The organism is Streptomyces mobaraensis NBRC 13819 = DSM 40847, from assembly GCF_017916255.1.
GTDB classification, from domain to species: domain Bacteria; phylum Actinomycetota; class Actinomycetes; order Streptomycetales; family Streptomycetaceae; genus Streptomyces; species Streptomyces mobaraensis.
Window position 1 is genome coordinate 6,284,895 of the sequence record NZ_CP072827.1, and the last position, 14,951, is coordinate 6,299,845.

Consider the following 14,951-nt stretch of genomic DNA (forward strand, 5'->3'; position numbering starts at 1 on the left):
CATGGGGGCACGACACACCTGCAGCCGCCGCGTCCTCCTCGCCGCGCTGGCCATCCCGGTGACCGCCGCCGCGGTGGGCGGCGGCTCCCGCCGCCGGCCCGCCCGCGAGGAGCACTACTTCCCCCGGCACGGCTCGTACGGCCACCACACCCTCGCCTACCACCTGGAGCTGGACTACGACCCGCGCGGCCACCGGCTCGACGGCCGCGCACGGATCGAGGCGACGGCCAACGGCGCGATCGACTCCGTCGAACTCGACCTGGCGAAGCTCACGGTCGACGAGGTCCTCCTCGACGACCGCCCGGTCCCCTTCCGGCACCGCGACGGCAAGCTGCGGATCACCGCCGACCGCACGCTGGAACCGGGCCGCCCCTTCACCCTGGACGTCCGCTACGGCGGACGTCCCCGGCCCGTCCACTCGCCGTACGGCCCGATCGGCTGGGACCGCACCGGCGACGAGCACGACGGCACGCTCGTCGCCTCCCAGCCGGTGGGGGCGCCGTCCTGGTTCCCCTGCAACGACCGCCCCGACGACAAGGCCGCCTACACCTTCGAGGTGACCGTCCCGGCCGGCTACGACGCGCTCGCCAACGGCTCCCTGGTCGACCACCGGGAGGCGGACGGCAGCGCCCGCTGGACCTACCACCACCCCGGCCCGATGGCCTGCTACCTCGCCGCCCTCTACACCGGCCGCTTCCACCGCGAGACCTGGACCGAGGAGGACATCTCCGGGGCCCCCGTCCCCGTGCACGTCGCCTGCCCCGCCGGGGCGGTCGACCGCGTCCGCCACGACCTCGCCCGCCAGGGCCGCATCCTCCGGCTCTACACGGACCTCTTCGGCCCCTACCCGTTCGAGTCCTACGGCGTCACCGTCGTCGACGCCGAACTGTCCGCGCCCGTCGAGAACCAGACCCTCTCCGTCTTCGGCCGCAACCACATGGACGGCCGGCGCGGCTGGGAGACGCTGGTCGCCCACGAGACGGCCCACCAGTGGTTCGGCAACAGCGTCAGCCTCGCCGACTGGCAGCACATCTGGCTCAACGAGGGCTTCGCCACCTACGCGGAGTGGCTCTGGTCCGAACACCTGGGCGAGGACGACGCCGACACCCTCGCCCGCCGCTCCCGCACGGACCTCACCGCCCGCCGCCAGAACCTGCGCATCGCGGACCCCGGGCGGCGGCACCTGTTCGACGACCGGGTGTACGTCCGGGGGGCGTGCGCCCTGCACGCCCTCCGCCTGGCCGTCGGCGACGACCCCTTCTTCCGCGTCCTGCGCACCTGGCACGAGACGCGACGGGGCGGCAGCGCGGACACGCCCGGATTCCTCACGCACGCGAGGCGGGTCGTGGCGCGGGATGTGGAGGACGTCTTGGCGCCGTGGCTGTACGAGAAGCGGGTGCCGGAGTTCCGGCGGTAGGGGGGTGCCCCGGTCCCGCCCTTTCACCGTTTCCTGGGGGCGAGCCCCCAGACCCCAAAACCGCGCTCCGCGCGGTTGTCCTCAAACGCCGGACGGGCTGATTCAGCCCGTCCGGCGTTTGAGGACGCGCGCCGCAGGTGCGCTCGGGGGTGCGGGGGCGCCGCCCCCGCAAGAAACGGTGAAAGGGCGGGACTGGGGCTTCTACCTGCGGCCCTCCGGCCGCACGAGCCCCGCGCGCCGCAGCGCATCGGCCATCGCTCCGCCAGCCGCAGGCGCGGAAGCCTCACGCCGCGGCCGGGGCGTCCCCCCACGCCGGTTCTCCCGCGGCTCCCGCCGCGGTGAAGCCGACGCCTCGTCGTCCAGCCGCAGCGTCAACGAGATCCGCTTCCGCGGAATGTCGACTTCCAGCACCTTCACCCGCACGATGTCCCCGGGCTTGACCACATCCCGCGGATCCTTCACAAAGGTCCTCGACATCGCGGACACATGCACCAGCCCGTCCTGGTGAACCCCGACGTCCACGAACGCCCCGAAAGCGGCGACGTTCGTGACGACGCCCTCCAGGATCATCCCCGGCGCCAGATCCCCGATCTTCTCGACCCCGTCCTTGAACGAAGCCGTACGGAAGGCGGGCCGCGGATCCCGCCCCGGCTTCTCCAGCTCGCGCAGGATGTCGGTCACGGTCGGCAGACCGAAGGAGTCGTCCACGAACTCCTCGGGCCGCAACGACCGCAGCACGCCGGTGTTACCGATGAGTGCGGCGACCTCGCTCCCCGTCCGCTTCGCCATCGCCCGCACCACCGGGTACGCCTCGGGATGCACGCTGGACCCGTCCAGCGGGTCGTCGCCCCCGCGGATGCGGAGGAAGCCGGCGCACTGCTCGTACGCCTTGGGGCCGAGCCGGGCCACGTCCTTGAGCGCCTTGCGGGAGCGGAACGGACCGTTCGCGTCACGGTGGGCGACGATGTTGTCGGCCAGGCCGGAGCTGATGCCGGAGACCCGGGAGAGCAGCGGCGCGGACGCCGTGTTGACGTCGACGCCGACGCCGTTGACGCAGTCCTCGACGACCGCGTCGAGCGAGCGCGACAGCTTCACCTCGGACAGGTCGTGCTGGTACTGGCCGACGCCGATCGACTTGGGGTCGATCTTGACGAGCTCGGCCAGCGGGTCCTGGAGCCGCCGCGCGATGGACACGGCGCCGCGCAGCGACACGTCCAGGCCGGGCAGCTCCTGCGAGGCGAACGCGGAGGCGGAGTACACCGAGGCGCCCGCCTCGGAGACCATCACCTTGGTGAGGCCCAGCTCCGGGTGACGGCCGATCAGGTCGGCGGCCAGCCGGTCCGTCTCCCGGGAGGCCGTGCCGTTGCCGATGGCGACGAGCTCCACCCCGTGCTCCTTGGCGAGCCGGGCGAGGGTGGCCAGGGAGGCGTCCCACTTGTTCTGCGGGACGTGCGGGTAGATGGTCTCCGTGGCCGCGACCTTGCCGGTGGCGTCGACGACGGCGACCTTCACGCCCGTACGGAAGCCCGGGTCGAGGCCCATCGTGGCGCGGGTGCCGGCCGGGGCGGCGAGCAGCAGATCGCGCAGGTTGGCGGCGAAGACGCGGACCGCCTCGTCCTCGGCGGCCTGGCGCAGCCGCAGCCTCAGGTCGATGCCGAGGTGGACGAGGATGCGGGTGCGCCAGGCCCAGCGGACCGTGTCCGCCAGCCACTTGTCGCCCGGCCGCCCCCGGTCGGCCACGCCGAACCGGCGGGCGACGGCCTGCTCGTACGCGCTCGGGCCCGCCGCCGCCTCACCGGCCGGCTCCGGCTCCAGGACGAGGTCGAGCACCTCTTCCTTCTCGCCGCGCAGCATGGCGAGCACCCGGTGCGAGGGCAGCTCGGTGAACGGCTCGGCGAAGTCGAAGTAGTCGGCGAACTTGGCGCCCGCCTCCTCCTTCCCCGACCGCACCTTGGCGACCAGCCGGCCCCGCGTCCACATCCGCTCGCGCAGCTCGCCGATCAGGTCCGCGTCCTCCGCGAACCGCTCGGTGAGGATCGCCCGGGCGCCCTCCAGCGCGGCGGCCGGGTCGGCGACGCCCTTGTCCGCGTCGACGAAGGCGGCGGCAGCGGCGAGCGGCTCGACGCCCGGGTCGGACAACAGCCCCTCGGCCAGCGGTTCGAGCCCCGCCTCGCGCGCGATCTGGGCCTTCGTCCGCCGCTTGGGCTTGAACGGCAGGTAGATGTCCTCCAGCCGGGCCTTGGAGTCGGCCTCGCGGATCCGCGCCTCCAGCGCGGCGTCCAGCTTGCCCTGCGAGCGCACCGACTCCAGGACGGCGGTCCGCCGCTCCTCCAGCTCCCGCAGGTAGCGCAGCCGCTCCTCCAGGGTGCGCAGCTGGGCGTCGTCCAGCGCGCCGGTCGCCTCCTTGCGGTAGCGGGCGACGAACGGCACGGTCGCCCCGCCGTCGAGCAAGTCGACGGCCGCCTTCACCTGCCGCTCCTGTACGCCGAGCTCCTCGGCGATCCTGCCTTCGACCGACGTACCGGTTGCCGTCACGATCACGCTCCGCTTTCTCATCTCGGACTGCGCTTCGCATTGTGGCAGGTGCCTCGGACAACGCGGGCCGCGCCGCCCCCGGCTCAGCTCTCGGCGGAGCCGCCCGTCGCGCGCGGGGCGCCCGTGGGGGACCCTCCGGCGGCGGCGATCCGGGCGGCCAGGCCCTCGGCCAGCTCCGTCAGCCGCTCTGTCCCCTCCGGGCCCAGGTGCTCCCACGGCCCGGCGTCCAGCCGGTCGGTGGCCTCCTCCACGTCCCGGCGCAGCGCCGCGCCCGCCGGGGTGAGCGTCCCGTCGGCGGTGAACAGTCCGCGCTCGCGCAGCCGCCGCGCGCCCCCCTCCAGCTCCTCCGCGCTCCACCCGCGGGTGCGCAGCAGCCGCCGGGACAGTGCACTGCCCTCCCGCCCGGCCGCATGGCTGACCAGCGCCTCGACGGGGTCCAGCCCGGCGCCGGCCAGCGCCGCCAGGTGACCGCCGCCGCGGTGCTCGCGGAGCATGGTCGCCGCGTGCCACAGGGCCAAGTGCGGGGCGTCGGGGACGGGCTGGTCCGCCTGGGCGGCGTACAGCGGCCGCGACGCGCGCTCGCCCGCCTCCGCCGCGCGCAGCGCGAGCTCCGCGGCCTCGGCGATCTCCGGCGAGGCGACGGCCTCGTCCCCGAATATCCGGCGCAGGGCCGCGTCGCAGGCCCGCAGCCGCGCGGTCACCGCCTCCTCCGGCGTCACCCGCTCCCACGCCACGGGGACATGACGGGCCACCAGCTCGTGCTTGAACACGTGGAACGCCGCCGTCACCGCACCCGCGCCGACCCGTCCCATGGCGCCGGCCCGCTCGGCGAAGTACCGGGCGTGGCCGTCCTCCACCCCGAACGCGGCGAACTCCCGGGCGGTCTCGGGAGTGAAGTACGTGAAGACGTGTATGCCTTCGAGGACACGCTGACAACGGCGGCCGGCGGAAAGAAGAGAGGAAGGAATGGTCATGTCCGCACGGTAGGTGGCGGACCGGCCCGCACGGAAGACAGGGAGGTCCGGGGCCGCGGGCTGGGCGTGACGTCCCGTCACTCCCGGCCCGGCGCCGCCGGAACCGGCACGCTCCAGGTGAACCGGGGCTCCCTGCGCTCCAGGAACGCCGTCACCCCCTCCGCCAGGTCGGCGCTCGCGTGCCCGAGTTGCGCCCAGTGGGCGACGCGCTCCGCCGGTACCGGCTCGGGACGGGTGAACTCCTTGGCCGCGGCCTGGGTGAGCTGGGAGCGCGAGGCGAGCAGCCGGGCGAACCCGGTGACCCGGGCGTCCAGTTCGTCCGGCGCCCACACCTCGTCCACCAGGCCGGTGCGCAGCGCCCGTTCGGTGTCGATGAGTTCGGCGGAGTACAGCAGGTAGCGGGCGGCGGCCGGGCCGATCAGGCCGGTGAGCCGGCGGGTGGACGAGGCCGCGTAGACGACGCCCAGCCGGGCCGGGGTGACGCCGAAGAGGGCGCCCTCGGCGGCGAACCGGAGGTCGCAGGCGACGGCGAGCTGGCAGCCGCCGCCGACGCAGTGGCCGCGCACGGCCGCGAGCGTCGGTTTGGGGAAGGCGGCCAGTGCCTCCTCGGCGGCGACGGCCAGGTCGCGCGGGTCGCCCTCGCCGCCCGCGGTGAGGGAGGCGATGTCGGCGCCCGCGCAGAAGGTGTCGCCCTCGCCGGTGAGCACCAGGACCCGTACGTCCGGGTCCGCGGCGCAGCGCTCCAGCAGCGGGGGGAGCGCCCGCCACATGGCGGGTGTCATGGCGTTCCGCTTGGCGGGGTGGGCGATGCGGATCGTCGCCGTGCCGCCGGCGACGTCCAGGTGCAGTGCGGGCTCCATGCGACGGATGCTAACCGGTGCCAACCGGACGGCCGGGGCGGTCCGCCGCGGATCGCTCGGGGGACCGGCGAAGCGACCTGGTCCGGAGCGTTCCGCGAACGACGATCAGGGCAGCCAGGAACAGTCGCGAGAGTGACTGCGGCATACGCACGCGATCAAATAGCGTCGATTGGCGGCGACTTCTGATCAGCTGTCCGCGCGGACTGTGGTCTTCCCAACACTCGTCGTGTGCGGTGGAGCCACGGCGAGGGGTTGGTATCGGACATGGAGATCGTCGGGAGCGTCCCGCCCGAGCCGGGCCAGGCCCCGCCGCCCGCGGCGCCCCGCGAGCCGGCCGGCCCCGCAGGCCGCCCCGTGCGGCAGGGCCGCTGGCGGTTCACCGCCCCCGCGCTCCCCACCTCCGTGCCCCGCGCCCGGCACGGCGTCCGCGACCTGATGCGCCGTCAGAAGGTGCCGCTCGGCGCCGACCTGCTGGACGGCCTGCTGCTGATCGTCTCCGAACTGGTCACCAACGCCGTCCAGCACGCCGCCCTGCTCTCCCCGGAACTCACCGTCGAGGTCTCCGTCGGCCCGGCGGAGGTGCGGGTGGCCGTCGAGGACGGCCACCCCTACCGGCCCCGCCCGCTGGTGCCCGACGAGGAGCGGATCGGCGGCCGGGGGCTGCTGCTGGTGCAGGCCGTGGTGGACGAGGCCGGCGGCAGCTACGACGTCGAGCACACCGCGGGCGGCGGCAAGGTCGTCTGGGCCGTCCTGCCCCTCACCGCCGCGCCCGCCCCTCCCCGCGCCGCCGGCCCTACCAGCCCGCCCCGGCCCCGATGACCTCGCGGACGGCCGGCCGCGCCGTGTCCAGCACCGTCATGAACCACGCCGAGAACGTCACCTCGGACATCAGCTTCTCCAGCTCGGCGGGGGTCACATAGGCGTACTCCTCCACCTCCTCCGGATCCGGCTCCGGCGTGGCCCGCACGGTGCCGACGAAGAGGTGGTTGTACTCCTGCTCCACCAGCCCCGACAGCGGGTCCGGGTGGTTGTAGCGCACCGTGCCCGCCTCCCGCAGCAACTCGGGGGCCAGGCCCAGCTCCTCCGCCGTACGCCGGGCCGCCGCCACGAACGGCAGTTCGCCAGGGTACGGGTGCCCGCAGCAGGTGTTGGACCACACGCCGGGGGAGTGGTACTTGCCCAGGGCCCGGCGCTGGAGCAGCAGCCGCCCCTGTGCGTCGAAGAGGAAGACCGAGAAGGCGCGGTGCAGCCGGCCGGGGGCGAGGTGCGCGGAGACCTTCTCGGCGGTCCCGATGGTTCTGCCGTCCTCGTCGACCAGCTCAAGCATGATCGGTTCAGCGGCTTCGGGGGAGGCGGGGGCCGCGGCGGAATCGGCGGAGCGGCCCTCGGCTGATGTGATCGGCATTGACCATCCTCGGGTGTCGGTCTTGGCCCTCAAGTCTGCCCCACGGCGACCGGCGCGGAACGCGGGGACCGGAGGGAAACGGAAGCGCGCGGGCGAGCGCGGATCAGTGGCAGAGCCGCGCCTCGCGCTCCGCGTACCCGCCCGGTTCCAGCTGGAAGGTGCAGTGCTCGACGGCGAAGTGCTGCCCCAGGCACCCCTGGAGGTCCCGCAGCATCCGCTCGTGCCCGGCCGAGTCCAGCGCCTCCCGGTCCACCACCACGTGCGCCGACAGCACCGGCATCCCCGAGGTGATCGTCCAGACGTGCAGGTCGTGCAGGCCGGTGACCCCCGGCAGGGCCGTGATGTGCGCCCGGACCTCGTCCATGTCCACGTCCCGGGGCGCGGCCTCCAGCAGCACGTCCAGCGCCTCGCGCAGCAGCTTCAGCGTCCGGGGCACGATCATCAGCCCGATCAGCAGCGAGGCCACCGGGTCGGCCCGGGTCCAGCCCGTGGCCATGATCACCAGGGCGGAGATCACCACGGCCAGCGACCCCAGCGCGTCCGAGAGGACCTCCAGGAACGCCCCGCGCACGTTCAGGCTCTCCTTCTGCCCGCGCATCAGCAGGGACAGCGAGATCAGGTTGGCGACCACGCCCACCAGGCCGAACACCACTGTCGTCCCGCCCGGCACCTCCGTCGGCGCGGCCAGCCGCTGGACCGCCTCTAAGAGGATGTAGCCGCCGACGCCGAGCAGCAGCAGGCAGTTCAGCACCGCCGCCAGGATCTCGGCGCGCGCGTAGCCGTAGGTGCGCCGGCCGCCGCTCGGCCGGTTGGCGAAGTGGATCGCGACCAGCGCCATCCCGACGCCCACCGCGTCCGTCGCCATGTGGCCGGCGTCGGCGAGCAGCGCCAGCGAACCGGTCAGCGCCGTGCCGACGATCTCCGCGACCAGCACCGAGAGCGTGATGCCCAGGGCGATCCGCAGCCGCCCCCGGTAGGCCGCCGCCGCGGTGCCGGTCGGCGGGGGCCCGCCGTGCGCGTGGCCGTGGTCGTGCCCTGCACCCATGAACGCCGCCTCCCGCGTACCGGTCCCCGGCGGCGGGTGCCGCCCGGCTCCTCAGTGAACTACGGGCGGGGGGCCCTGGGCAACGCGACACCGAACACCGTTGTCATCCCCGCTGACCTGCGAGGATTCCACCGGATCGAGGGACGTTCCGGGTTCAGTCGGCGGACGCGTCCGGGTGCCGCAGCCGCCAGCCCTCCCAGGCCGAGACGACCATGCTCCGCACGTCGTGGCGCGGGCTCCAGCCGAGGGTCCGGGTGATCAGGTCGTTGGCGGCGACGACCCGGGCCGGGTCGCCCGGCCGGCGCGGGCCCGTCTCGGGCGTCAGGTCCGGGCGGCCGGTGACCTCCCCGACCAGCTGGGCCATCTCGCGCACGGACACCCCGTGCCCGGTGCCCACGTTCAGCGTCAGGTCGCCCGCCTCCGGGCGCTCCGCCAGCCGGCGGGCCGCGGCCAGGTGCGCGGTGGCCAGGTCCTCGATGTGGATGTAGTCGCGGACGCAGGTGCCGTCCGGGGTGGCGTAGTCGTCCCCGAAGATCCGCGGGCGCTCGCCCCGGGTGATCCGGTCGAACATCATCGGGATGATGTTGAACACACCGGTGTCCGCCAGCTCCGGCCGGGCCGCGCCCGCCACGTTGAAGTAGCGCAGGCAGGCGGTGGACAGCCCGTGCGCCGCGCCCACCGCCCGGACCAGCCACTCGCCGGCCAGCTTGGTCTCCCCGTAGGGGTTGATCGGCAGGCACGGCGTCGCCTCGGTGACGAGATCGACGTCCGGCATCCCGTAGACGGCCGCGGAGGAGGAGAAGACGAAGCTCCGCACGCCGGCCGCGACGACGGCCTCCAGCAGCACGGTCAGCCCGTGCACGTTCTCCCGGTAGTACAGCAGCGGCCGCTCGACCGACTCCCCGACCTGCTTCTTGGCCGCGAGGTGCACCACACCGGTCACCCCGTGCTCCTTCAGCGCCCGGTCCACGGTCTCCCGGTCCAGGACCGAGCCGCGCACCAGGGGGACGCCGTCGGGCAGCCGCGCCGCGTCACCGCTGGACAGGTCGTCCAGGACGGCCACCCGCTCGCCGGCCTCCGTCATCGCCCGCGCCACATGGGCCCCGATGTACCCGGCCCCACCTGTGATCAGCCACGTCATGACGGCACCCTAGACCAGTCCGGGCGCCCCGCCGCCGCGCGCCGGGCCGGGCCCGGGCGGGCCGGGAACCACCGCGGCGCCCCGGACGTCCTCCTCGTGAGGCCCGGCCCGCACCCGGCGGTGAACGGCGGCTTCCAGTGATCCGATAGCCTCTGCCGACGTGCCGCTCGCCACCGACGCCGGGGCCCCCGCGCGGCACCACCGCTGCCCGGACACCTGCGGACCCGAGGCGGCCAGGCACGCTTCCAAGGAGTGAGTTCGTCTGTCGACCGCCATCCTCACCGGTTTGCCGCCCGTCGGCTCCTCCCTGGAGGGCGACCTGCGGTCCCTGGGCTTCGACGTGCGCGTGGCGGCCGACGCCGCGGAGGTGTCCGCCGCACTGGCGGCCGCCCCGGCGAACGCCCGGCTCGCCCTCGTCGACCACCGCTTCGTCGGGCACCTCCACAGCCTCCGGCTCGCGCTGACCGACCCCCGCTTCCCCGCCGCCGCGGTGCACGGCGCCCTCACGGTGCAGCCCGAGGCGCGGGCCGCGCTGCGGGACGTCGTCGCGCTCGCCGACGGCCGGCACCGGGTGGGCGCCCACGTCGGCTTCCCGGCCGCGCCGGCCTCCCCGCTCGACGTCCTGCCGGACGCCCTGGCCGCCGGCCTGGAGGCGCACGGCGTCGCCGTGCACCGCCCCGAGCTGGGCGTCCTCGTCGCCGACGTCCCCCCGGACGCCCCGGCCCGGGCGCACGCCCAGGCGGCCGTCGCGGCCACCGACGACGAGGCGGTCCGGCTGCGGAACGCGGTGAAGTCCCGTGACGGCTTCTTCACCACCTTCTGCATCAGCCCGTACTCCCGCTACATCGCCCGCTGGTGCGCCCGGCGCGGATTCACCCCTAATCAGGTGACGACCGCTTCGTTGTTGACGGCGCTGATCGCGGCGGGCTGCGCGGCGACCGGCACCCGCCCCGGGTTCGTCGCCGCCGGCCTGCTGCTGCTCTTCTCGTTCGTCCTGGACTGCACCGACGGGCAGCTCGCCCGCTACTCGCTCCAGTACTCCACGCTCGGCGCCTGGCTCGACGCCACCTTCGACCGGGCCAAGGAGTACGCCTACTACGCGGGCCTGGCGCTGGGCGCCGCCCGCGGCGGTGAGGACGTCTGGGCGCTGGCGCTCGGCGCGATGGTCCTCCAGACCTGCCGGCACGTCGTCGACTTCGCGTTCAACGAGGCCAATCACGACGCCACGGCGAACACCAGTCCGACCGCCGCGCTCTCCGGGAAGCTGGACAGCGTCGGCTGGACGGTCTGGGCCCGCCGCATGATCATCCTGCCGATCGGCGAGCGCTGGGCGCTGATAGCCGTCCTCACGGCGCTCACCACCCCGCGCGTCGTCTTCGTCGTGCTCCTGATCGGCTGCGCCTTCGCCGCCTGCTACACCACCGCGGGCCGCGTCCTGCGCTCAGTGACTCGCAAGGCCCGCCGCACCGACCGCGCCGCCCGCGCGCTGTACGAGCTCACCGACTCCGGCCCGATCGCCGAGACCGCCGCCCGCGTCACCCGCGTCAAGGGCGCCGTGACCGTCCCGCTGCTGGGCCTCGTGGCCACCGCGGCGCTGCTGGTCCCGCTGCTGGTCAAGCCCTTCGGCAGCCCTCTGGGCGTCGCCGGCGCCGCGGTCTACGCGATCTTGGCCGGCCTCGCGGTCGCGACTCCTTCCAAGGACCCCCTCAAGGGCCCCCTCGACTGGCTGCTCCCGCCCGTCCTCCGGGCCGCCGAATACCTGGCGATCCTGATCCTGGCCGCCCGCTCGGACGCCGCCGGAGCGCTTCCCGCGGCGTTCGGACTGGTCGCCGCGGTCGCCTACCATCACTACGACACGGTGTACCGCATCCGCGGCGGCACCGGCGCGCCCCCGCACTGGCTGGTCCGGATGATCGGCGGCCACGAGGGACGGGCGCTGGCGGTCACCGTCGCCGCCGTCCTGTGGCAGGGCCAAGGCTTCACGATCGCGCTGACGGCCCTCGCGGCCGGCATCGCCCTCGCGGTGCTCATCGAGAGCATCCGCTTCTGGGTGTCCTCCGGGGCGCCCGCAGTACACGACGAAACAGGAGAACCCGCATGATCGGCCTCGTGCTGGCAGCCGGCGCCGGACGCCGTCTGCGCCCCTACACCGACACCCTCCCCAAGGCCCTGGTGCCGGTCGATGGCGACACCACCGTCCTCGACCTCACCCTGGCCAACTTCGCGGAGGTCGGTCTGACCGAGGTCGCGATCGTCGTCGGTTACCGCAAGGAGGCCGTGTACGCGCGGCAGGCGGCGCTGGAGGAGAAGTACGGCCTCAAGCTCACCCTGATCGACAACGACAAGGCCGAGGAGTGGAACAACGCCTACTCCCTGTGGTGCGCCCGTGAGGTCCTCGGCCGCGGCGTGATCCTGGCCAACGGCGACACCGTGCACCCGGTCTCCGTCGAGAAGACGCTCCTCGACGCCCGCGGCAACGGCCAGAAGATCATCCTCGCCCTCGACACGGTGAAGAACCTCGCCGACGAGGAGATGAAGGTCATCGTGGACCCCGAGAAGGGCGTCCAGCGCATCACCAAGCTGATGGACCCGGCCACCGCGACCGGCGAGTACATCGGCGTCACCCTGATCGAGGCCGAGGCCGGCGCCGAGCTCGCCGACGCCCTCAAGACCACCTTCGAGAAGGACCCCGACCTCTACTACGAGGACGGCTACCAGGAGCTGGTCAACCGCGGCTTCAAGATCGACACCGCGCCGATCGGCGACGTCAAGTGGGTCGAGATCGACAACCACGACGACCTCGCCAAGGGCCGGGAGATCGCGTGCCAGTACTGACGAGGCTCATCCCCTCGCCGGTCGTCGTCGACATCCGGGCCGGGGCCCTGGACGATCTCGCGAGCGTCCTCGCGGACCAGCGGATCTCCAGCTCCGGCAAGCTGGCCGTCGCGATCAGCGGCGGCTCCGGGGCGGCGCTGCGCAAGCGGCTCGCCCCGGCGCTGCCCGGCGCCACCTGGTACGAGGTCGGCGGCGGCACCCTCGACGACGCCATCAAGCTGGCCGACGCCATGAAGTCGGGCCACTACGACGCCGTCGTGGGCCTGGGCGGCGGCAAGATCATCGACTGTGCGAAGTTCGCCGCCGCGCGCATCGGCCTGCCGCTGGTCGCCGTGGCCACGAACCTCTCCCACGACGGTCTCTGCTCGCCGGTCGCCACCCTCGACAACGACGCGGGCCGCGGCTCGTACGGCGTGCCCAACCCGATCGCCGTCGTCATCGACCTCGACGTCATCCGCCAGGCCCCCGGCCGCTACGTCCGCTCCGGCATCGGCGACGCCATCTCCAACATCTCCGCCGTCGCGGACTGGGAGCTGGCCAACCGGGTGCGCGGCGAGGACATCGACGGACTGGCCGCCGCGCTGGCCCGGCAGGCCGGCGAGGCCGTGCTGCGCCACCCCGGCAACGTCGACGACGACGGGTTCCTCCAGGTGCTCGCCGAGGGCCTCGTGCTCACCGGCATCTCGATGTCCGTGGCCGGCGACAGCCGCCCGGCCTCCGGCGCCTGCCACGAGATCAACCACGCCTTCGACCTGCTCTACCCCAAGCGCGCCGCCCCGCACGGCGAGCAGTGCGGCCTCGGCGCCGCCTTCGCCATGCACCTCCGCGGTGCCCGCGAGGAGTCCGCGCTGATGGTCGAGGCCCTGCGCCGGCACGACCTGCCCGTGCTCCCCGGCGACATCGGGTTCACCGAGGACGAGTTCGTCCGCGCCGTGGAGTTCGCTCCGCAGACCCGGCCCGGGCGGTACACCATCCTGGAGCACCTCGCCCTCACCACCGACCAGATCAGGGACGCCTACGCCGACTATGCAGAAACCGTCAGTCGCTGAACTCCGGCCGGTCGTCCACCCCGCGGGGGTGAAGGACCGGCGCAGCGGTGAGCACTGGGCCGGCCGCCTGTACATGCGGGAGATCTCGCTGCGGGTGGACCGCCACCTGGTGAACACCCGTGTCACGCCCAACCAGCTCACCTACCTGATGACCGTCGCGGGCGTCCTCGCGGCCCCGGCCCTGCTGGTGCCGGGGATCGCTGGCGCCGTGCTCGGCGCCGTCGCCGTCCAGCTCTACCTGCTGCTGGACTGCGTCGACGGCGAGATCGCCCGCTGGAAGAAGCAGTACTCGATGTCCGGGGTCTACCTGGACCGGGTCGGCGCCTACCTGTGCGACGCCGCCGTCCTCGTCGGCCTCGGCCTGCGCGCCGCCGACCTCTGGGGCAAGGGCGGTGCCGACTGGCTGTGGGCCTTCCTCGGCACCCTGGCCGCGCTCGGCGCCGTGCTGATCAAGGCGGAGACCGACCTCGTCGGCGTCGCCCGCCACCAGAACGGCATGCCACCGGTCAAGGAGGCCGCGGCCGAGCCGCGTTCCTCCGGCATGGCCCTGGCCCGCAAGGCCGCCGCGGCACTCCAGTTCCACCGGCTGATCCTCGGCATCGAGGCGTCGCTGCTGATCGTGCTCCTCGCGATCCTGGACCAGGCCCGGGGCGACCTGTTCTTCACCCGCCTCGGCACCGCCGTCCTCGCCGGCATCGCCCTGCTCCAGACGCTGCTGCACCTCGTGTCCATCCTCGCCTCCAGCAGGCTGCGATGAGCGCCCGGGGCCTGAAGGTCGGCGCGGTCGTCCTCACCATGGGCAACCGCCCCGCCGAGCTGCGCGCGCTGCTGGAGTCGGTCGCCAAGCAGGACGGCGATCCGATCGAGGTCGTCATCGTGGGCAACGGCGCGCCGCTGCCCGAGCTGCACGTCCCCGGGCTGGCCGTGCGGACCGTCGAGCTGCCCGAGAACGTGGGCATCCCGGCCGGCCGCAACGTCGGCATCGAGGCGTTCGGCCCGGCAGGACGCGACGTCGACGTCCTCCTCTTCCTGGACGACGACGGCCTGCTGCCCAACCAGGACACCGCCGAGCTCTGCCGCCGGGCGTTCGAGGCCGACCCGAAGCTGGGCATCATCAGCTTCCGGATCGCCGACCCGGACACCGGCGTCACCCAGCGCCGGCACGTCCCCCGGCTGCGTGCCTCGGACCCGATGCGCTCCTCCCGGGTGACCACCTTCCTGGGCGGCGCCAACGCCGTCCGCACCCGGGTGTTCGCCGACGCGGGCTGCCTGCCGGACGAGTTCTTCTACGCGCACGAGGAGACCGACCTCGCCTGGCGGGCCCTCGACGCGGGCTGGATGATCGACTACCGGGCGGACATGGTCCTGCACCACCCGACCACCGCCCCCAGCCGGCACGCGGTCTACCACCGCATGGTGGCCCGCAACCGGGTCTGGCTGGCCCGTCGTAACCTCCCGGCCCTGCTCGTCCCGGTCTACCTCGGGGTGTGGATGCTGCTCACCCTGGCCAGGAAGCCCTCGATGCCGGCGCTGCGCGCCTGGTTCGGCGGCTTCAAGGAGGGCTGGACGACGCCGTGCGGCCCGCGCCGGCCCATGAAGTGGCGTACCGTGTGGCGCCTGACCCGGCTGGGTCGCCCGCCGGTGATCTGACAAGCTCTTGTCTGAGAGCATCGGGCGCTGCCGGGGGACC

13 protein-coding genes are annotated in these 14,951 nt (G+C 73.8%); 7 read left to right on the forward strand and 6 right to left on the reverse strand.

The genetic code is table 11. The features are described from left to right. Position 1: 1 nt before the first annotated feature. The gene (locus J7W19_RS27140) at positions 2-1,417 is read left to right on the forward strand and encodes a M1 family metallopeptidase (protein WP_004945854.1); all 1,416 of its coding nucleotides are present in this window, start codon (positions 2-4) and stop codon (positions 1,415-1,417) included. 201 nt (positions 1,418-1,618) lie between these two features. Here the strand turns inward: J7W19_RS27140 and J7W19_RS27145 are convergent, their stop codons facing one another. From J7W19_RS27145 to J7W19_RS27155, 3 genes are all read right to left on the reverse strand, one after another. After that, the gene (locus J7W19_RS27145) at positions 1,619-3,958 is read right to left on the reverse strand and encodes a Tex family protein (RefSeq protein WP_325176094.1); all 2,340 of its coding nucleotides are present in this window, start codon (positions 3,956-3,958) and stop codon (positions 1,619-1,621) included. Between the two features lie 77 nt (positions 3,959-4,035). Further along, on the reverse strand, positions 4,036-4,926 hold the full coding sequence (locus J7W19_RS27150) for an SCO6745 family protein (RefSeq protein WP_051072723.1): 891 nt from the start codon (positions 4,924-4,926) through the stop codon (positions 4,036-4,038). Positions 4,927-5,003: 77 nt separating this feature from the next. Further along, a complete protein-coding gene (locus J7W19_RS27155; protein ID WP_004951755.1) occupies positions 5,004-5,786 on the reverse strand; it encodes an enoyl-CoA hydratase/isomerase family protein in 783 nt (260 codons plus the stop codon). 264 nt (positions 5,787-6,050) lie between these two features. Here J7W19_RS27155 and J7W19_RS27160 point away from each other — a divergent pair, with 264 nt between their 5' ends. Further along, positions 6,051-6,605, forward strand: a complete 555-nt coding sequence (locus J7W19_RS27160) for an ATP-binding protein (RefSeq protein ID WP_004951757.1) — start codon at positions 6,051-6,053, stop codon at positions 6,603-6,605. On the opposite strand, the gene idi is transcribed toward J7W19_RS27160, so the two are convergent. The 3 genes from idi to galE form a co-directional block, all read right to left on the reverse strand. Continuing rightward, positions 6,580-7,191 carry an isopentenyl-diphosphate Delta-isomerase gene (idi, locus tag J7W19_RS27165; RefSeq protein WP_004951758.1) on the reverse strand — a complete coding sequence of 204 codons (612 nt, stop codon included), beginning with the start codon at positions 7,189-7,191 and terminating at the stop codon, positions 6,580-6,582. The two genes, J7W19_RS27160 and idi, sit on opposite strands and share 26 nt — an antisense overlap. A gap of 103 nt (positions 7,192-7,294) precedes the next feature. Then, complete coding sequence (locus J7W19_RS27170) at positions 7,295-8,236, reverse strand: cation diffusion facilitator family transporter (RefSeq protein ID WP_004951760.1); 942 nt, start codon at positions 8,234-8,236, stop codon at positions 7,295-7,297. Between the two features lie 154 nt (positions 8,237-8,390). Next, complete coding sequence (gene galE / locus J7W19_RS27175) at positions 8,391-9,377, reverse strand: UDP-glucose 4-epimerase GalE (protein WP_004951761.1); 987 nt, start codon at positions 9,375-9,377, stop codon at positions 8,391-8,393. 262 nt (positions 9,378-9,639) lie between these two features. Here galE and J7W19_RS27180 point away from each other — a divergent pair, with 262 nt between their 5' ends. Genes J7W19_RS27180 through J7W19_RS27200 form a run of 5 tightly spaced genes read left to right on the forward strand, consistent with a single transcriptional unit; the run spans position 9,640 to position 14,911 of the window. Then, positions 9,640-11,478 carry a DUF5941 domain-containing protein gene (locus J7W19_RS27180; RefSeq protein WP_040891863.1) on the forward strand — a complete coding sequence of 613 codons (1,839 nt, stop codon included), beginning with the start codon at positions 9,640-9,642 and terminating at the stop codon, positions 11,476-11,478. Continuing rightward, positions 11,475-12,212, forward strand: coding sequence for a phosphocholine cytidylyltransferase family protein (locus tag J7W19_RS27185; RefSeq protein ID WP_004951766.1), 738 nt, complete (start codon positions 11,475-11,477; stop codon positions 12,210-12,212). The genes J7W19_RS27180 and J7W19_RS27185 overlap by 4 nt, the downstream gene beginning before the upstream one ends. After that, a complete protein-coding gene (locus J7W19_RS27190; RefSeq protein ID WP_004951768.1) occupies positions 12,200-13,261 on the forward strand; it encodes an iron-containing alcohol dehydrogenase family protein in 1,062 nt (353 codons plus the stop codon). Before J7W19_RS27185 ends, J7W19_RS27190 begins: the two co-directional genes overlap by 13 nt. After that, positions 13,239-14,018: a CDP-alcohol phosphatidyltransferase family protein gene (locus tag J7W19_RS27195; protein ID WP_004951771.1), complete on the forward strand. Its 780-nt coding sequence runs from the start codon at positions 13,239-13,241 to the stop codon at positions 14,016-14,018. The genes J7W19_RS27190 and J7W19_RS27195 overlap by 23 nt, the downstream gene beginning before the upstream one ends. Then, complete coding sequence (locus J7W19_RS27200) at positions 14,015-14,911, forward strand: glycosyltransferase family 2 protein (protein ID WP_004951774.1); 897 nt, start codon at positions 14,015-14,017, stop codon at positions 14,909-14,911. Before J7W19_RS27195 ends, J7W19_RS27200 begins: the two co-directional genes overlap by 4 nt. Positions 14,912-14,951 lie beyond the last annotated feature (40 nt).